Below are 17,463 nucleotides of genomic sequence, written 5' to 3' on the forward strand. Positions count from 1 at the left end.
GTGTTGGAGTGGGTGTGGGTGTGGGTGTCGGGGTCGGCGTGGGTGTGGGTGTTGGAGTGGGTGTGGGCTGGGCGGCCCGCACCTGGAAAGACCACTGCTGGATGGCAGTGTTGCCGCTAGTATCGGCAATTTGGACGGCAATCAAGGTCGGTCGATCGGTGGGCAGCGGCTCGGCGGGGGTATAGGCGAAGCCGGTGCGGCTGAGCTGGGCTTGGGCAGTGACATCTACATTGTTCACCAGCAGGGTAAAGCTATTGAGGTCGATCCCCTGCTCATCTTGAAAGCGGGCGGAGATGGCGGGGCGCGGGTTGTCGGTCACCGCTCCGTTGGGCGGGGCCAGGTCGCTGATGGTGGGGAAGGTGGTGTCGGTCACCTGCCCAATGCTGATGGTTTTGTCCGGCAATTGCACCAGGGTCACCAGCCCATTTCGCTCCAGACGGGCGAACACCGGCGCTTCCGAGGCCCGGTCTTGGCTGCGGAAGGTGTAGCTGCCCTCGTATTGGCCAGGGCGGGTTTCCTGCAACGGCAGGTTGTAGGCGATACCGGGGATGGAAAAAGACCCCTGCGCCCCCGGGGATCCCAGCAAATACACCGTCAGGGTGTCCCCCGGTTTGACGGATCCCAGCTCCTCGCGGGCCAAGAAAGTTCTCACTTCCGGCGCGGCGGGCAGCGTTTCCACCAGCGGCTCCACAGGGATATCCGGCGTAGCCAGGGGCTCAGGGGTGGGGGTAACCTGGGCGAGGAGCTCGGTGCGGATCCCTGGCCCGGGGATGGCAGCCCCCACCGGCGGGTCTAGGCTGGGCACCCGGCCCACCTTGGCCAGCGCTTGGTAGGTAAGAGCCGCCACTTCCCCCCGCGTGGCCACCGCCTGGGCATTCAAGCGGGTGGGATCAGGGTAGAGCACCAACAGCCCTTCTTGAACCGCTGTCGCGATGGGGGCGCGGGCAAAGTTGGGAACCAAATTGGCATCGCTGAACCCGGCCAGGATGGCATCAATTTGGCTTGGATCCCCGAGGAGCCTGCCGTTGGTGGCAGCGCGGGTCAGGACAGTAATGGCCTGGGCGCGGGTGAGGACATCGTTGGGACGGAACGTGCCGTCGGGAAAGCCGGAAACATACCCTGCTGCTGCCGCCGCGCCAATAGAGGGAGCTGCCCAACTGGGAATGGGATCGGCAAAGGAGCGTACGGGAACGTTGGTATCCAGCCCAAAAGCTTTGGTAACGATAACGGCAAACTGGGCGCGGGTAATCGACTCATTGGGGCGAAAGGTGCCGTCTGGGAAGCCGCCGATGATCTGCCGCTCGTTCAAGCCGGCGATGTACTGGGCGCCCCAGTAGGTGCTGATGTCAGAAAGTTGCGCCCAAGCGGGATCCCCCATCCAAACCAAGCTGCTGCAGCCTACCACCAGAGCTGCCGTCTTCCAACCCTGCCAAAGGAAAAGGTTGCGCATTGTTCACACCTCACGATCTGCTAGGAGAGCCCCTGGGAGGTTTGTGAGTTCAAGAGGGGCCAGCTCGGACCTAGTTATCCAAGCCATAGCCCCAGACGAGGAAAGTTCTCAAAAAGTTCTCCTTGGCGGGCTGTTTTGTCGCCTGCTCAGGGTGCAGGATTGGGGTAGCGCTGGTGCACCGCTTCGATCTCCGCCAAGATCTCAGGCGACAGCTCCAGGCAACTGAGGTTTTCCTTGAGCTGGGCCAGGTTGGTGGCTCCGATGATGGTGCTGGTGACAAACCAGCGGCTGCGCACAAAGGCCAAAGCCAACTGGGCAGGGGTCAGGCCGTGCTGGCGGGCAATGCGTACGTAGGCGGCCACGGCCTCTTCCACATTGGGCTTGCGGTAGCGCTGGCCAAAGCCCTCAAACAGTGCCAAACGGGATCCCGGCGGCTTGGCGCCCCCCAGGTATTTGCCCGTCAGCAGCCCAAAGGCCAGGGGGCTGTAGGCCAGCAACCCCACCTGCTCGTGGTGGCAAACCTCCGCCAGGCCCATCTCAAACGTGCGGTTGAGGAGGCTATAGGCGTTTTGAATCGAGACCACCTTGGGCAGGCCCAACTGCTCGGCCAGGTGGCAGAACTCGCAGACTCCCCAGGGGGTTTCGTTGCTCAGGCCGATGTAGCGCACCAGGCCCTCCTGCACCAGTTCCGCCAAGCCCTGCAGTTGCTCGGCAATGGGAACCGTGGGCCGCTCCTGGCTGGGATCGTAGGCCACCCCCCCAAACAGGGGCACATAGCGATCCGGCCAGTGGATTTGGTAGAGGTCGATGTAGTCGGTCTTCAGGCGTTTGAGGCTGCCGGCCACCGCCTGTTTGAGGTTGTCGCGGCTAATCGAGAGAGACCCACCGCGGATCCAGTGCCAGGGCCGCCCGGGGCCGGTGATCTTGGTGGCGATGATGAGGCGCTCCCGCGGCTGGTGTTGTAGCCACTCGCCGATGTAGCGTTCTGTGGCTCCCTGGGTTTCCGCCCGCGCCGGCACCGGGTACATCTCGGCGGTGTCGATGAAGTTGATCCCGTGCTCCACCGCGTAATCGAGCTGTTCCCAAGCCTCGGCCAAGGTATTCTGCTGTCCAAAGGTCATGGTGCCCAGACAGATTTCCGAGACCTGCAAAGGGCTGTGGCCAAGCTGGCGGTAGCGCATGGAAACTCCCGATCTCCTAACCCGAGACAGCACACCAGTCCCCATTGTGCCCAACACCTGCCAGCCTATGGGATCCCTGCCCCTACTCTTGCTGCAGCATAGGCATGTACTCGCGGTAGATCTGGTTTAGGATTTCCAGGCCAATGCGGGTGCGACTGTCGGGGGGACGGGCCTCGACGGCTGCCTTTACTTGCAAGATGGTGCCCACTGGGTAAGGAGAACGCAGCTCCTCCCGCTTGCCCAAAAACACATCCGTGAAGTAGTCGATCAGCCGCTTGACCTCTCCCATGTCCTTGCGGGAAATGTCCATATCCAAAACGGTGGTCAATTTGGCCCGCATCGCCTGGAAGCTTTGCTGACTGGCGTTGAGGGCCACCCGCTTGGCCAGGCTATCCACCACAATTTGGCCGATCTTCTCTACATTTTGAGTTACAATCTCGCAGTGGCGGGCGGCAAAGCGCAGTTGCACTTCATGCAAAAATTGTTCGCGCTCCAGGATTTGGATGCCCTGCTGCTCCAGATCCACTCCGTAGCTTTGCAACTGCTTGTACTGGTTTAAAACCCACTGGTTGTAGAACGAATCGGCCAAAACCCGCCAATAGCCGATGATTGTTGCCTCAGCAAAGGGGATGCTAAGCAAATAGGTCTCGCTGGTGATCCAGTGCAAATGCTCGGTCAGCTTGTCCCGCTCTTTCTCGTCCAAGTAGGAGGTGCGCGGCACCCAAACTGCTCCATACTCGCTTTTCACCTCTCCGGGTAGGGATCCGAAGATGGTGTCAAAAAACTGATGAATGCTGAAAAGAAGAAACTTTCCCGGATCCTGCAGGCGGTTGAGCAGCTCTTGTTTTTTCTCTTCTTGATATTGGGTTACCAACTGCTGCGCCTCGGCGGCCTGGCCGCGCGCCGCCTCCACATCTTGCCGCAGCTTTTCGATCTCTTCTGCGCTCGGCACCTCGGTAGCAGGTTCCCATTCTCCACTGAAATAGCCGCCCCCCGGCCCCGCGCCACCGATGCCCACCAAGGGAGCGTCGCTGTCGTTATCCAGGGTTAAGAGGCGAGAAAGAGCCTGCAAGCGAGCCCGCCGATCGCCAGAGCACAGGGATCCCACCTCCACCGGATCCCGACTTTCCCAACCGTCCAGTCCACCGATGCGGTAGAGCGTGTAAAAATACTTGCTGAGCAGAATTGCCAACAGATGCTTGTTTTTGACCTCGTTGTACTCCAGGTAGGCCCGCAGACACAGTTGGAAGGCGATGTTGGGCAGGCTGCGACACACCTCCTTGATCTGGGAGTACACCCTTTGCAGATGCGGTCGAAAGCGACGCGGGATCGCCTCGGGCCGCAGGCCGCGCAGCAGGAACTCCGGCTGGCGCAGATCTTGAGGAGTAAAGTAAAAGCTTTCTTGCCAGAGCAGCTCGTCCAGGTCGCGGGCAAAAATTGGTTTCAAGTGGTCGATGATCTGCACCACAACCGACTCGGTGAAGGCCGGTATAACCTTCTCGATGTGAAGCTGATCGTAAACCGAGCGCAGCCGCTCGCTGCGGAAGTCTTCGATCGAGATCAGCCCCTTCATGGTTCCAATCCGACCGTCGCTCAGCAGGAACTTATAGACAACTTCGGCAGTGGCGCCTGGGGAGAGAACGGGAGTTCCGGTCAAGTCAGGGCAAATTTGCAGGGGGCGTAGCAAGCGGCTGGTTTCACTGATGCTGAAGCAACTCCAAGCTGCCGGGTTGAGCACCACCGACGATAGGCCGGCCAGCAATTGCTTCTCATCCAACTCCTCCAGCCGGATTTCTCCCCCGGGAGCTTGGCGGGGTGCCGTGGGTGAAGCCGCCTGCGAATCCCGAACGGACGGCGGAGATAAGGATAGAGGAGACGCGCTCATGCAGCAAAGGCCGTTTAACCTCAAAGTTCACTCTAGACCGGCAAAGGATGGATAAGATGTGATCCGTATCTCTGTGTCCAATGGAAGTCTCTAAAGCAAAATCTGCCCAAAAACCCCCCCGCTGTTATCTATTCCCACCAGTATCTTGAAACGGTCAGCTTTTGGGTAGCGTGCAACCACGGTTTTAGGGATCCACTAAGGGATACGCAACTTTAGCTCTGGTGGATGAGGTTGCTGAGGCTTTTCCCCTAACTGCCCTCCAAACCGGCTTTTCTGCCGCAACCCCTGGGCTAGGATAAAGGGTCCGCCTACCAGTACGGGCCAGAGTTGCATTTTAATTCGGGTTGATTCGGGATTGAGGTGCAGTGGTCATGACGGCCATTTTGATTGTGGACGACGATCCCACCATTCGGCTGGTGTTGAAGCGATCCCTGGAGCGACAGGGCTATACCGTGGAGATGGCTAGCAATGGCTCAGAGGGGCTGGAGCAAGCCCAGCTGCTGGTGCCGGGGCTGATCATCTGCGATTGGATGATGCCGGACATGGATGGGCTGGAGGTCTGCCGGCGCATCAAGGCGGATCCCAAGTTTTCCACGACGTTTTTTATTTTGCTCACTGCGCGCACAGAAGTCGAAGACCGTATTCAGGGCCTGGATGCCGGGGCAGACGAGTTCCTCAGCAAGCCCATCGACCCCAACGAGCTGCGGGCGCGCGTGCGGGCTGGGCTGCGCTTGCATCAGCTCAGCTACGACTTGCAACAGCAAACCGCCAGGTTGCGGGCAGAACTGGCCGAGGCGGCCAGCTATGTGCGTTCTCTTTTGCCCAAGCCGGCCTCTTTCCCCGATCACCGAATAGCCATCGAGTGGTGCTTTTTGCCTTCGCAGGAGTTGGGGGGGGATTCATTTAACTACCACTGGCTAGACGAGGATCATCTGGCCATCTACCTGCTAGATGTGTCGGGGCATGGGGTGGGATCCGCTCTACTGTCGGTATCGGTGATGAACCAGTTGCGCTCTCAGGGCTTACCCGACACCGACCCGCGACAGCCGGATGCGGTCTTGCGCGCCCTCAACCACTCTTTCCAGATGGGATCCCACCACGACATGTACTTCACCCTTTGGTATGGGGTCTATCAGCCGCGATCCCGTCTGCTCTCTTTTGCCAGTGCTGGCCATCCGCCTGCTCTGCTCATCCAGGCTCAGGAGTTGCGCCTGCTGAAGACCGCCAACGTGCCCATCGGGGTTTTGCCCGACCAGAATTTTCAAAGGGATCAAGTGCAGATCCCTGAGAACAGCCACCTCTACCTGTTCAGCGACGGAGTTTACGAAGTCATGAACCCGCAGAGAGAAATCTGGGGGCTAGACAATCTGATGGCTCTGCTGAGCAAGAGCGCCGACGGCAGCCTGGATCAGGTGATCCAGCACGCCCAATCTTTCCAGGGGCAAACAGATTTTGAAGATGATTTCTCCTTGCTTCGTGTCAGCTTTCGCTAAACCCCCACGCCGGAAAGCACCACCATCACCACCACCGCTGCAAAGATGATCAAAGCATAAAACTGCGCCTTGCCGTTCTCCAGGTATTTCATCACTTCGCCGCCGACCATTGCCACCAGGCCCGTCAAGTTGACCACCCCATCCACAATGCGGCTGTCCACCTCCAGCGCCTCCCGCGCCACAAAGCGGGTGCCCCGCACAAAGACCCGCTCGTAGAGGTCATCAATGTACCACTTGTTGAGGGAGAAGTAGTACAGGGGTTGCAGGCTTTGGGGGAAGGTGCCGGGATCGATGCGCTTCTGCCAGTAGATCAAGCCGGCCAAGGTGATGCCGATCAGCCCAATGCCCACCGAGCTGCCCGCCATGATCAGAAACTCCCGCCAGTCAAAGTGACCCGCCAGCACCCCTTGCCACTCGGCTGCCACCTGGGCCCAGAGGGAAACGGCCTCTGTAGCCGATTCGCCAGGCGCATGGATGAACGCCTCGAAGAAGTTGGCAAAGGGAGTGCCCACCAAGCCGATCAGCACCGAAGGAACCGCCAGCGCCACCAACGGCATCGTCATCGACAGGGGAGACTCATGCGGCTCGGCGGCGTGGCCATGCCCATCGTGCCCGTCTTCCACAGCTTCGGGATGGCTGCTGGGCTGGGGCCTTTCGTAAAGGTTCATGGCTCCGGGGCCGTAGGCCGCCTCTTTCCCGGCAAACGCATAGGCAAAAGCCGGCACCGGTCGGCCCTGGCTGACGGCCACCTCCTGCCGCAGCTTCAGGTTGGTGCCGCGAAACTCCCCTTCAAAAGTAAGAAAGTAGATGCGGAACATGTAGAAGGCGGTGATCCCCGCGGTGAGGAAGCCCACACCCCAGAGAGCTGGGTTGTGTTCAAACACCGCGGCCAAGATCTCGTCCTTGGACCAGAAGCCGGCAAAGGGCGGGATCCCACAGATGGCCAGCGTGCCAATCAAAAAAGTAATGGCCGTAACCGGCATGTATTTGCGCAGCCCTCCCATCAGGCGCATATCCTGAGCTAAGGCGGGGTCATGGCCAACCACGGCTTCCATGCCATGGATGACCGAGCCGGATCCCAAAAAGAGCAGCGCCTTAAAGTAAGCATGGGTTGTCAGGTGAAACAGGCCGGCCCCATAGGCACCGCACCCCATGGCCATGACCATATAGCCCAGTTGGGAGATGGTGGAGTAGGCCAAGCCCTTTTTGATGTCGTTTTGGGTGATGGCGATGCTGGCCCCCAAAAAAGCCGTACCTGCCCCTGTCCAGGCGATGAGATCCATGACTGCTGGGATCCCTTCCAGCAGCGGGAACATACGCGCCAACAGGAAGACCCCGGCAGCCACCATCGTGGCCGCGTGGATGAGGGCGGAAATGGGCGTGGGACCTTCCATGGCATCCGGCAGCCACACGTGCAGCGGGAACTGGGCCGACTTGGCCACTGGCCCCAAGAACACCAACACCGCAAACAGGGCAACCAAGCTGCTGCTCACCGCGCCGTTGGCCACCATCTGCTCCACATTGCGGGCCAGTTCCTCAAACCCAAAAGTGCCGGAAATCCAGTAGAAGCCCAAAATGCCCAGCAACAGGCCAAAGTCCCCCACACGGTTGACCACAAACGCCTTCTGGGCTGCTTCCGCCGCCGCCTGCCGCTCGTACCAAAAGCCGATCAGCAGGTAGGAGCACATCCCCACCAGCTCCCAGAAGATGTAGATCTGCACCAGGTTGGGGCTGACCACCAGGCCCAGCATCGAGGAGGTGAACAGGCTCAGGTAGGCGTAGAAACGCACATAGCCGGGGTCGTGGGCCATGTAGCCATCGGAGTAGATCTGCACCAGAAAGGCCACCGTGGTTACCACCACCAGCATCATGGCGCTCAGGTGATCCACCACAAACCCCATGTCCACCAAGAAAGATCCCGCCTGAGCCCAGGTGATGGTTTTGAGAACGGTCTCATGGCCCTGCACTTGGCTGACCAAAAGGGCAAAGGCGTGAACCATCGCCGTTCCCGTCGCGAACACGCTCAAGAAGGCGGCCAGAGAGCGGTTGGATCTTGTCCAGGCATTGAACACCAAAATGCCCAAGCCGAGTAAAAAAGCCGCCACCAACGGATAAACGGGGATCAACCAGGCGTATGCGTAGATGAATTCCATGGGAAATGGTGCTGAATGCGTCCTCTTGCGGTAGTCAACCCTCCCTGCTGGCCGGTGAAAATCTATCTCCAGGGATCAGGGGTCTGGGCCGGCAGGTGCTCTGGGGCTTCTGACATTGTAAATCTTTGCAACACGATCAGCGCCCCCCTTGTGGCTGCCCAATCCATGAGAGCAGAGATTTTTCTTTCTGAGCAACCGGGATCCCCGCAGGACAATCGGGAGATATTCTAAAGACTCTCCCCGAGCCTCGATCCGCAAGGCCTACGGCCCGCTGACGCGATCAGCCGAGGCCGTCGCCGCGAAGATGACAGGGATCGCTTGCAAGCGCTACAACAAAAGCCTAGGGGCCGTAAACGATCTGGAGAAAACCCATGAGCCTGAACTTGGTGACCTTGGTGGGGCGAGCCGGCATGGATCCGGAGGTGCGCTACTTCGAGTCGGGCAAGGTGGTGTGTACCTTTAGCTTGGCGGTCAACCGCTTCCGCAAAGGCGAAGACAAGCCCGATTGGTTCAACTTGGAGCTGTGGGGGCGCACGGCTGAGGTGGCCGGAGAATACGTGCGCAAGGGCAGCCTCATCGGGGTAACGGGCAGCCTCAAGTTCGATCGCTGGAAAGACAAATCCACGGGTGAGGAGCGCCAGCGGCCTGTCATCGCTGTAGATCGTCTCGAGTTGCTGGGATCCCGTCAAGATCGCGAGCCTGACCTGGCTGCAGAGGAGCGGTTCTAAATCTGCCCCAGCCGACGTTGGCACTCCCGCACCACCTCGGCCAAATCCTGACTACACCAGGGGTAGCTCAAGAGTGGTCGTCGGACTACCCACAGCGGGATCCCCAGGGTTTTGGCCACGGCCTGTTTAACGACCAGCCCACCCGCTTCTCCCGAGTCCTTGCTGATGACTCCCTGAAGATCTAGCCTCTGCCAAAGCCGCAGCTCCTGCTCAAAGCTGAGGGGCAGGCGCATCCCAATCACCCGCTCAGCAGGGATCCCGGCTTGCACCGCTTGGGGAACCGACTGCGGCAGTACCCGCGCGTACAACTGGCAGCGATCCTGCCAGGGTACAAACAAGGGCAACGCCTTCACCCCCACCGTCAAGAGCAGCCGCCGCCCCGCCAGCACGGCCTCGGTGAGCACCCCCTGCCAGTCCGGCACCACCTGCACCCAGGGATCCAACGCCACCGGGGGGCGCTCGTAGCGCAGGTAGGGGATCCCCAGTTGGGCCGACACCTGCATAGCCAATTGTGAGATCTCCTGGGCAAAGGGATGGGAGGCATCCACTACCACGCGGATCTGGCGCTCCTGCAGGAACTGTTCCAAAGAGGGCAGCGAAAATCGCGTCACCACCACCTGGCCGGGCAGATCCCGATACAGGCTTCTGCCGCCCTCGCTGGTGACGCTGGCTATCCAAGGGATCCCCTGGCGGCTGAGGGCCTTGGCCAAGCTGCGGCTCTCGCTGGTGCCCCCGATCAAGGTCACTTTCGCCAGATCACCGACTGAGCTCATGGTGTGTTGCCAAACTTTGGCACCCGTAGATACGATCAAGATCAACGGCTGGAGGCAGTTGCTCATGATCGAGATGCATGTGGCTGGGATCGCGGTCGATGCCGTTAACCAGAACCCCATCGTCATCCTGCGCGATAGCAGTGAGCGGCGTGCCCTGCCCATTTGGGTGGGGAAAGCAGAGGCCAATGCCATTTTGCAGGCGCTGGACGACCAAAAGCCACTGCGCCCTATGACCCATGATCTAATCCTCAACTCCTGGAAGACGTGGGGGATCAGGCTGGAGCGAGTTATCATTCACGCCCTGCTGGACAACACCTTCTACGCGGTGCTCGTCACCTTCTGCGGCGATAAAAAGCAAGAGATCGACTGCCGCCCCAGCGATGCCATTGCCCTTGCCCTGCGAGCCCACGTTCCCATCTGGACGGTGGAAGAGGTGATCGCGGAAGCCTCGATCCCGATGAACCAGGATGCCGACGAAGCGGAGCGGGAAGCCTTTCGCAAGTTTGTGGAAAACGTGACGCCCAAAGACTTTATTCGCAGCCGCCCCTTCACCGACCACCCCACGGAAGCAGACAGTTGAAGTTGCTGCCCTGCTGAGCTATCCGCTGCTAGAGGATCCGAGTGATTGACCAGTCTCTGCCCCCTGTGGCCGTCTAAGGCTCTGCTCATTTTCTCGATAAGTGTCCCATCCTGAGTTAATCAGGAGGCGGGGATCGCGCCCGGCTGCCGGAGGGTGAGCCCCTCAGTACCTACCCTGAGCTCCCGGTCTTGCCGGCATTTCAGCCTACAATCAAGCTAGAGTAGCCCTCTCAGCTTAACCAAGCTATGATGCAAACCCTAGATCGGCCCAGCGCCCCCCCTCAGCAGCCCTACCCAGAACCGGTCTATCCTCGTCGCCCCACCCGCACCGTGGCCGTAGCCGACGTGTTGATCGGCAGCCAGCACCCGGTGGTGGTGCAGTCGATGATTAACGAAGACACCCTCGACATCGAGGCGGCGGTGGCGGCCATCCGTCGTCTGCACGAGGCGGGCTCGGAAATTGTGCGCGTCACCGTTCCCAGCATGGCCCACGCCAAGGCGATGGAGGCGATTCGGGACAAGCTGATCCAAACCTACAGGCCGGTGCCCCTGGTGGCCGATGTGCACCACAACGGCATCAAGATCGCCCTGGAAGTGGCCCAATACGTGGATAAGGTACGCATTAACCCAGGGTTGTTTGTCTTTGAAAAACCCCAGCCCGGTCGTACCGAATATACCCAAGCGGAATTTGAGGCCATCCGCAACAAAATCCGGGAAACCTTCACCCCCCTTGTCCAGACCCTCAAAGCCCAGAACAAAGCCCTGCGCATTGGGGTCAACCACGGATCCCTGGCAGAGCGGATGCTCTTCACCTACGGGGATACGCCTGAGGGCATGGTGGAGTCGGCCCTGGAATTTGCCCAAATTTGCGCCGAGCAGGATTTCCACAATGTGGTTCTCTCCTTCAAGGCTTCCCGTCCTCAGGTGATGTTGGCGGCCTACCGGCTGGCGGCCCGCCGCTTCGATGCCTTGGGCCTGAATTATCCCTTTCACTTGGGCGTAACCGAGGCCGGCGATGGAGAATATGGCCGCATCAAGTCGGCCGTCGGGATCGGGACGCTGCTGGCCGAAGGGATCGGCGACACCATTCGGGTGTCTCTCACGGAAGCGCCGGAAAAGGAGATCCCGGTGGCCTACGGCATCTTGCAGGCCCTCAACCTGCGCAAGACCATGGTGGAATATGTGGCCTGTCCTTCCTGTGGCCGTACCCTCTTCAACTTGGAGGAAGTGCTGCAGAAGGTGCGCGCCGCAACTCAGCACCTGGTGGGCCTCGACATTGCCGTCATGGGCTGCATCGTCAATGGGCCAGGAGAAATGGCCGACGCCGATTACGGCTATGTGGGTAAGACGCCAGGGGTGATCTCCCTCTACCGCGGCAAAGAAGAAGTGAAAAAGGTGCCGGAATCCGAGGGCGTCCAAGCGCTGATCGATCTGATCAAAGCCGATGGCCGTTGGGTGGATCCGCCTTCTTCCCCCGGGACCCCAGCCTGAGTTGAAATCACTACGTCCAGAGCAACTGTAGATTTCAACGGCCATTTATAGTCGTTAGATTAAGACACTTTGCCGCCGGCCCGCCCAAGCGCTCCGCGCCGCTAGCGCGACCACCCCCGGCCCCTCTCCCTCAGGGAAAGGAGAGTGAGAGCGTTGCGTAGCCATAACGACGTAGCGAGCCGTTTCATTGCTATTTGATTTGAAATGACTATAGAAACCGGCTAGCGGCGTCGGCTACGCAGGGCTTTGGCGCGGTTGTTGACCTGCCTCACAAACAGAGGCAGCAGGTGCTCCTGGATGTAGGCAAAGGCCGCTTGTAGACCTTCTTTTTCGTAAAGCAGGCCGATTTCTGCCTCCACCTGTGTGGGATCCCTGAGGGCCGACAAAAATTGATTGGAGGTCAGCCAGGTGAACAGTTCTGCCCGATTCAAATCACAACGGGGAGGGGAAGGCACCTGCCAGTCCTGAGGTGGGCCCAGCAGCCACTGCCGGGCAAACAAGCCTAACACGGCATCCCCCAACCAGGCCTTGTCTCGACGGGATCCCTCGTCCAACTGGGCCACTTGCTGTCTGAGGGTCTGGCCGGTCGGGGAGAAGTGGGATCCTGTCGGCATGGAGATAGAAAGCGAGCAAGGACTGGCAGCGAAGCGCCTCTGCCTCATTCTAAGATAGGGTCTGGCCCCCGGCAGACAGATTGTGGCATTGTGAGGATCCCTGAGCATGTTGTTGGAGCTCACCCCAGAAGAATGCGAATTGGTGATTCCGGTGGTGCCCACCCGCCTTCAGTATGCAGCTTACTGGAGCGATGCCCTCAAGAGCACGGGCCGCATCATCACGGCCATCCTGGTGGGTGTGGCGCTGCTGGTGCTTTCTCGTGCCTTTGGCGAGGGATCCTTTCTGGGGGCGCTCTCCTTTTTGGCCGGGTTTCTCGCGTTGCTCTATCCCTTCCTGTGGGGGCCCCTGTACACCATCTCCCGGCGCCAGATAGCCTTTCGCGAGATTCCCTATGGGGGATTGTTTTTTGGGCAGGTGTTGCGCACCCGCCGCTTCGAGGTGGTGGTGGAAGAACGGGAAAAGCTGGACGAAGAGGGTGAGCTCTATATCGAAGAGGTGCGAGAGCGCCAGTTTGAGATGGAGATCGGCGATGAGACCGGAGTCGTCTATCGTGTCCGCGCCAAGGACGATCCCCGCTACCGGCGAATTGTTAAAAAGCAATCGGTGCTGGCGTTGGTGAAAGCCTACTCGCGGGATTTGCAGCGCCGCCCCACCTTGAGCGAGGTCTACGTGGTCAAGCTGGGGGAATGGGTGGGAGATGTCTCTTACCTGGATCGGGAGGCTTTTTTGGAGATGGCAGACGAGTTGTTGGAGCTGCAAGCCCAAGGACGAGCCTGAGCTGCTGGATCCCTGATTTTTTGCTTATCTTGGGTGCGCCGGGTAATTTACTCTAAACTGAGAGCTAAGAGCAAAAAACGACTGCCATGGCCGATCCCCTCACCCCAGAAGTCAGCGAGCGCATCTGCAAGCATATGAACGAAGATCACGCCGATGCAGTGGCGCTCTACGCCAGGGTCTTTGGCCGCCTGGAAGGCGTCACCCAAGCCCGTATGCAGGCCATCGATCCAGAAGGGATGGACTTGCAGGTGCAGGTGGATGGGATGGCACAAACGCTGCGGATTGGCTTCGACCACCCCCTGCGGGACTCCGAGGACGCCCATCACACCCTAATTGCCATGTTGAAGCAGGCCCGCGCTCAGCTTAAACAAGCGGCAGAGTGACCCCCAGACGGTGAGGCTTAGCTGGCCTGTTGCAGGAGCGGATCCAACTGACCGCGGGCCTCGAGCGCGTAAAGATCGTCGCAGCCGCCAATGTGCTGGTTGTTGATGAAAATTTGCGGCACCGAACGGCGACCATTGGCCCGCTTGGCCATTTCCGCCCGCGCCACCTCGTCTCCATCAATCGCGTATTCGATGTATTGCACGCCTTTGCGCTCCAGCAGTTGCTTGGCCCGGATGCAGAAAGGACAAAAACGCCAGGTGTAAATCTCGACGGCCATAGGAAAACAACAAACACTTTTACAAAGTTTAACATTTCCACAGGGCTGGGATCCCTGGTCTGTCCCACGGTCTAGTTGGCTTCCTTCCAGTTGTGGCCGATTTGGATATCCACCACCAGGGGTATGGAAAGGGGCACCGCTCCTTCCATTTCTGTTTGGATCAGGGGTTGTAGGGCCTGCCATTCCGAGGGATCCACCTCAAACACCAGCTCGTCATGGACTTGCAGGAGCAAGCGGGAGCGAAAGTTCTGCAGCTTTTGCTGCAGGCGTACCATCGCCACTTTGATGATGTCTGAGGCGGATCCCTGGATGGGGGCATTTACAGCCGCCCGCAACTCGGCCAGTTTGCGATGGCCTGTCAGGCGGGACAGGTTGGGGAAATAGCGACGGCGGCCCAAGATCGTTTCTACGTAGCCGTGTTCTTCCACAAAGGCTTCGGTGGAGCGCAAATAGGCGAAAATGCCGGCGTAGCGCTCGTTAAATCGCTGCAAAAATTGCTTGGCCTCGGATAAAGAAACCCCCGCGGTGCGGGCAAAGCGCTGCGCTCCCATGCCGTAGATCACCCCATAGTTGATCGTCTTGGCTAGGCGGCGTTCTTCGCTGGTGATGTCTTGTTTTTCAAAGAGCAAACGAGCTGTAAGAGTATGCACATCTTCTCCTGAGCGAAAGCCCTCCACCAACGTGGGCTCCTGGCTGAGGTGAGCCAAAATGCGCAGCTCAATTTGGGAGTAGTCAGCCGAGGCCAATAGCCACCCCTCTTGGGGAATAAAAGCCTGGCGAATGCGGCGGCTGAACTCGGTGCGAATGGGGATATTCTGTAGGTTGGGGTTTGAGGAGCTGAGCCTGCCGGTGGCGGTGACGGTTTGGTTGAAGTCGGTGTGGACTCTGCCGGTGTCGCTTCTCACCAGGGCAGGCAGAGCATCCACATAGGTCGATTTCAGCTTGGCCAAAGTGCGGTAGCGCAGAATGGTCTCGATGAGGGGATGATCCCCCTCTAGCTTTTCTAAAACAGAGGCGTCGGTGGAATATCCGGTGGCCGTTTTGCGGGTTTTGCGAATATCCAGTTTTAGCTTCTCAAAGAGCAGGGATCCCAGTTGTTTGGGAGAATTGAGGTTGAAGGTCTCGCCGGCTTGGGCATAGGCTTGTTGTTCCAAACTTTGCAATTCTTGTTCCAGCTCTTGGGAGAATTGCCTCAAAAATTCGGTATCAATGCGAATGCCGACCCACTCCATTTCTTCCAAAACTTGGGCCAAGGGCAGCTCCACCTGAATGAAAAGATCCCACAGGCGCGGATCGGTCTGTTGGAGTTTTTCGGTGAGGATGGGCACCAAGCGATAGGCGCAGTAGGCATCGGTTCCGCAGTATTCTGCAACTTGAGGAATTGGAATATCGGCGATGGATTGTGCTTTGCCCAGCAACTTTTCGTAGCTGGTGGTCGGCAAATTCAAGTGGGTGGCTGCCAAATCGGCCAAGTTGTGGCCGGCTTCTGGATCCAAGACATAGCTGGCCAACATGGGATCAAATTGGATCCCTTGCAGGTGGATGCCGTGGGCGCGGAAAATGCTCAGGTCATACTTGCAGTTTTGTAGGCTTTTGGGTCGGTTGGGATCTTCCCAAAGGGGCTGCAGGTTTCGTTTCACCAGCTCCCAATCCAGGTTGGCTCCCTGGCGGTGGCCGATGGGCAGGTAGGCAATGTCCTGCTCTGACCAACAACAGCCGATCCCCACCAATTGGGCATCTCGGGGCTCCAAACTAGTGGTTTCGGTGTCCCAAGCTATGATCCCTGGACAGGCCAGCAGGTCTTGTCGCAAACGCTCCAATTGCTCCGGCGTATCGACGATGCGCACTGTCGGCAGAGAAGGGGCGGGATCCAGGGCAAAATCAAACCAAAGGGCTTCGTCCTTCTCTTGAGCATCTGGGGAATCGGCGGTGGAACTGGGGGTGGCCGGGATCCCGCCCAAAATGGCTTGAATATTGCGTACTTGGGCGATGAGACTGTGAAACTCCAATCTTTCCAGCAGCGGCAGCAGTTCTTCTTGGTTAAACCCGGTTAATTTCATGCTTTCCCAGTCGGGGGAGAGGGGGACAGCGCAGTTGATCCGGGCCATAAATTGTGAGTGTCGGGCTGCCGGGATCCCTTCTTTGAGGTATTGTTGAACTTTTCCTTTGATCTCATCAAGGTGATTAAAAATCTCCTCCAAACTGCCGTAGCGTTCCAACAGCTCCGCCGCTCGCTTAGGTCCGATCCCTTTGACTCCGGGAATGTTATCGGAAGTGTCGCCGCAGAGGGCCTTGTAGTCCACCACTTGCCAAGGCCAAATGCCCAATTTTTCTTTAACCTGTTCGGGGCCGAATTCGCTGATGCGATCTTTGCTGTTGAGGTGCAAAACCCGGACTCTCCCATCGGCGTCGATCAACTGAAACAGATCTTGATCCCCGCTTAAAATCTGCACCCGGTAATCTGGGGGGGCCATCCTGCTGAGGGTACCCAAAATGTCATCGGCCTCAAAGCCAGGCACCACCAAAATGGGGATGCGCAGCGCCGTCAACACCTGCTTGAGGTTCTCCACGTCTTCGATAAACTCCGGCGGGGTTTCCGGTCGGCCTGATTTGTAGGTTTCGTCGGCCTCGTGGCGAAAAGTGGGCTGCCGGGTATCGAAGGCAACGGCTACGTGGGTGGGCGGGTATTTCTCTAGGACGTCCAGCAGCGATCTCAAAAAGCCAAAGCTGACGCTGGTGGGGATCCCGGTGGAAGTGCGCAACCCCCCCTCACGGCTGTAAGCAAAGGCGTAGAAGGAGCGGTAGGCCAGAGAGTGCCCGTCCACCAGCAGCAGTGTTGGAGTTTGCCAAGCCATCGCCCAGTACCACGAAGGTGAATCCAGCCTATCGGATCTGGGCTGGGCGCAAAAGGGATCCCCCATCCCTCAGGGCCGCCAAGACTCAGCCGGCTGCTGACAGGCCGGGCGCCCGAGAGTTGGGGTGGAATGACAACCAATGACAACTTCTGAACCCGACTGCCGTTTTGCTGGCTCCACTGCTTAGGTTGTTTTCTCAACCCCTGGTGGCGCGGTTTACAATTCCTGCCGGGCTTCTAGGGCACGGGCCAGGGTGACCTCGTCGGCATACTCCAGCTCGGATCCCATGGGTAGGCCGAAGGCCAGGCGGGTCATGCGCAAGGTGGGGGCAATCGGCTTCAGGTAATCCTTGACCACATGCATGGTCACCTCTCCCTCCACGCTGGGGCTGATGGCGAAGATCAGCTCCTGCGGCTTTTCCTGCGCCACCCGGGCCACCAGCTCGCGGATGTGCAGTTGATCCGCCCCGATCCCGTTCATGGGGGAGATCAGGCCCCCCAAAACGTGGTAAAGCCCCTTGAACTCGCGGGTGCGTTCCATGGCGATGAGATCCTTGACATCGGCCACCACGCACCACAGCGAGCGGTCTCGCTGCGGCGAACGGCAGATCTCACAGGGATCTTCCGCCGACCAGTTGAAGCAGATGGAGCAATGCTTGACGGTTTGCTTGGCCTCCAACAGGGCCTGGGCCAGGGCCTCGATCTCGCCGGCAGGCCGGTTGATCAGATGCAGGGCCAGGCGCTGAGCCGTTTTGGAGCCAATGCCGGGCAGCCGCTGCAGCTCCTCGATCAGGCGAGCCAAAGGGCGAGTGTACATAGAAAA

General features: G+C 59.1%; 15 protein-coding genes. 6 read left to right on the forward strand and 9 right to left on the reverse strand.

All coding sequences use genetic code 11. From position 1 onward, the window contains the following. The 3 genes from NW844_RS01305 to NW844_RS01315 form a co-directional block, all read right to left on the reverse strand. Positions 1-1,450 (reverse strand): S-layer homology domain-containing protein (locus NW844_RS01305; RefSeq protein ID WP_414332805.1); only part of this gene is annotated, 1,450 nt, incomplete at its 3' end. A gap of 146 nt (positions 1,451-1,596) precedes the next feature. After that, positions 1,597-2,631, reverse strand: a complete 1,035-nt coding sequence (locus NW844_RS01310; RefSeq protein ID WP_414332807.1) for an NADP(H)-dependent aldo-keto reductase — start codon at positions 2,629-2,631, stop codon at positions 1,597-1,599. Between the two features lie 82 nt (positions 2,632-2,713). Beyond that, on the reverse strand, positions 2,714-4,516 hold the full coding sequence (locus NW844_RS01315) for a hypothetical protein (RefSeq protein WP_414332808.1): 1,803 nt from the start codon (positions 4,514-4,516) through the stop codon (positions 2,714-2,716). A gap of 371 nt (positions 4,517-4,887) precedes the next feature. Here NW844_RS01315 and NW844_RS01320 point away from each other — a divergent pair, with 371 nt between their 5' ends. Then, a complete protein-coding gene (locus tag NW844_RS01320; protein WP_414332810.1) occupies positions 4,888-6,009 on the forward strand; it encodes a PP2C family protein-serine/threonine phosphatase in 1,122 nt (373 codons plus the stop codon). Here NW844_RS01320 and NW844_RS01325 read toward each other — a convergent pair. After that, positions 6,006-8,162 carry an NAD(P)H-quinone oxidoreductase subunit 5 gene (locus tag NW844_RS01325; protein WP_414332811.1) on the reverse strand — a complete coding sequence of 719 codons (2,157 nt, stop codon included), beginning with the start codon at positions 8,160-8,162 and terminating at the stop codon, positions 6,006-6,008. The two genes, NW844_RS01320 and NW844_RS01325, sit on opposite strands and share 4 nt — an antisense overlap. 371 nt (positions 8,163-8,533) lie before the next feature. On the opposite strand from NW844_RS01325, the gene NW844_RS01330 reads away from it, so the two are divergent. Next, a complete protein-coding gene (locus tag NW844_RS01330; protein ID WP_414332812.1) occupies positions 8,534-8,890 on the forward strand; it encodes a single-stranded DNA-binding protein in 357 nt (118 codons plus the stop codon). Here the strand turns inward: NW844_RS01330 and NW844_RS01335 are convergent. Then, entirely contained in the window at positions 8,887-9,663 is a 777-nt protein-coding gene (locus NW844_RS01335) for a cobalt-precorrin-6A reductase (protein WP_414332814.1), read from the reverse strand. The two genes, NW844_RS01330 and NW844_RS01335, sit on opposite strands and share 4 nt — an antisense overlap. A gap of 64 nt (positions 9,664-9,727) precedes the next feature. Between NW844_RS01335 and NW844_RS01340 the strand changes: the two genes are divergently transcribed. Together NW844_RS01340 and ispG are read left to right on the forward strand one after the other, a co-directional pair. Continuing rightward, on the forward strand, positions 9,728-10,243 hold the full coding sequence (locus tag NW844_RS01340; protein WP_414332815.1) for a bifunctional nuclease family protein: 516 nt from the start codon (positions 9,728-9,730) through the stop codon (positions 10,241-10,243). Between the two features lie 248 nt (positions 10,244-10,491). After that, entirely contained in the window at positions 10,492-11,733 is a 1,242-nt protein-coding gene (gene ispG / locus NW844_RS01345) for a (E)-4-hydroxy-3-methylbut-2-enyl-diphosphate synthase (protein WP_414332881.1), read from the forward strand. A 221-nt stretch (positions 11,734-11,954) separates the two neighbouring features. On the opposite strand, the gene NW844_RS01350 is transcribed toward ispG, so the two are convergent. After that, positions 11,955-12,347 (reverse strand): hypothetical protein, encoded by a 393-nt coding sequence (locus NW844_RS01350; RefSeq protein WP_414332816.1) that lies wholly within the window; start codon positions 12,345-12,347, stop codon positions 11,955-11,957. A gap of 106 nt (positions 12,348-12,453) precedes the next feature. Between NW844_RS01350 and NW844_RS01355 the strand changes: the two genes are divergently transcribed. Continuing rightward, the gene (locus NW844_RS01355) at positions 12,454-13,125 is read left to right on the forward strand and encodes a hypothetical protein (RefSeq protein ID WP_414332817.1); all 672 of its coding nucleotides are present in this window, start codon (positions 12,454-12,456) and stop codon (positions 13,123-13,125) included. A gap of 86 nt (positions 13,126-13,211) precedes the next feature. Beyond that, on the forward strand, positions 13,212-13,508 hold the full coding sequence (locus tag NW844_RS01360; RefSeq protein ID WP_414332819.1) for a DUF2470 domain-containing protein: 297 nt from the start codon (positions 13,212-13,214) through the stop codon (positions 13,506-13,508). A gap of 17 nt (positions 13,509-13,525) precedes the next feature. Here the strand turns inward: NW844_RS01360 and grxC are convergent, their stop codons facing one another. From grxC to recR, 3 genes are all read right to left on the reverse strand, one after another. Further along, a complete protein-coding gene (gene grxC / locus NW844_RS01365; RefSeq protein ID WP_414332820.1) occupies positions 13,526-13,786 on the reverse strand; it encodes a glutaredoxin 3 in 261 nt (86 codons plus the stop codon). Positions 13,787-13,857: 71 nt separating this feature from the next. Further along, complete coding sequence (gene polA / locus NW844_RS01370; protein WP_414332822.1) at positions 13,858-16,641, reverse strand: DNA polymerase I; 2,784 nt, start codon at positions 16,639-16,641, stop codon at positions 13,858-13,860. Positions 16,642-16,857: 216 nt separating this feature from the next. Next, complete coding sequence (recR, locus tag NW844_RS01375; RefSeq protein WP_414332824.1) at positions 16,858-17,457, reverse strand: recombination mediator RecR; 600 nt, start codon at positions 17,455-17,457, stop codon at positions 16,858-16,860. Between the last annotated feature and the right edge of the window lie 6 nt (positions 17,458-17,463).

The organism is Synechococcus sp. H55.2 (assembly GCF_047462495.1).
Classification (GTDB): Bacteria; Cyanobacteriota; Cyanobacteriia; order Thermostichales; family Thermostichaceae; genus Thermostichus.

Coding starts and splice junctions, on each gene's coding strand:
- NW844_RS01310 (WP_414332807.1), bottom strand. CDS start 2,631: ATGCGCTACCGCCAGCTTGGCCACAGCCCTTTGCAGGTCTCGGAAATC.
- NW844_RS01315 (WP_414332808.1), bottom strand. CDS start 4,516: ATGAGCGCGTCTCCTCTATCCTTATCTCCGCCGTCCGTTCGGGATTCG.
- NW844_RS01320 (WP_414332810.1), top strand. CDS start 4,888: ATGACGGCCATTTTGATTGTGGACGACGATCCCACCATTCGGCTGGTG.
- NW844_RS01325 (WP_414332811.1), bottom strand. CDS start 8,162: ATGGAATTCATCTACGCATACGCCTGGTTGATCCCCGTTTATCCGTTG.
- NW844_RS01330 (WP_414332812.1), top strand. CDS start 8,534: ATGAGCCTGAACTTGGTGACCTTGGTGGGGCGAGCCGGCATGGATCCG.
- NW844_RS01335 (WP_414332814.1), bottom strand. CDS start 9,663: ATGAGCTCAGTCGGTGATCTGGCGAAAGTGACCTTGATCGGGGGCACC.
- NW844_RS01340 (WP_414332815.1), top strand. CDS start 9,728: ATGATCGAGATGCATGTGGCTGGGATCGCGGTCGATGCCGTTAACCAG.
- ispG (WP_414332881.1), top strand. CDS start 10,492: ATGCAAACCCTAGATCGGCCCAGCGCCCCCCCTCAGCAGCCCTACCCA.
- NW844_RS01350 (WP_414332816.1), bottom strand. CDS start 12,347: ATGCCGACAGGATCCCACTTCTCCCCGACCGGCCAGACCCTCAGACAG.
- NW844_RS01355 (WP_414332817.1), top strand. CDS start 12,454: ATGTTGTTGGAGCTCACCCCAGAAGAATGCGAATTGGTGATTCCGGTG.
- NW844_RS01360 (WP_414332819.1), top strand. CDS start 13,212: ATGGCCGATCCCCTCACCCCAGAAGTCAGCGAGCGCATCTGCAAGCAT.
- grxC (WP_414332820.1), bottom strand. CDS start 13,786: ATGGCCGTCGAGATTTACACCTGGCGTTTTTGTCCTTTCTGCATCCGG.
- polA (WP_414332822.1), bottom strand. CDS start 16,641: ATGGCTTGGCAAACTCCAACACTGCTGCTGGTGGACGGGCACTCTCTG.
- recR (WP_414332824.1), bottom strand. CDS start 17,457: ATGTACACTCGCCCTTTGGCTCGCCTGATCGAGGAGCTGCAGCGGCTG.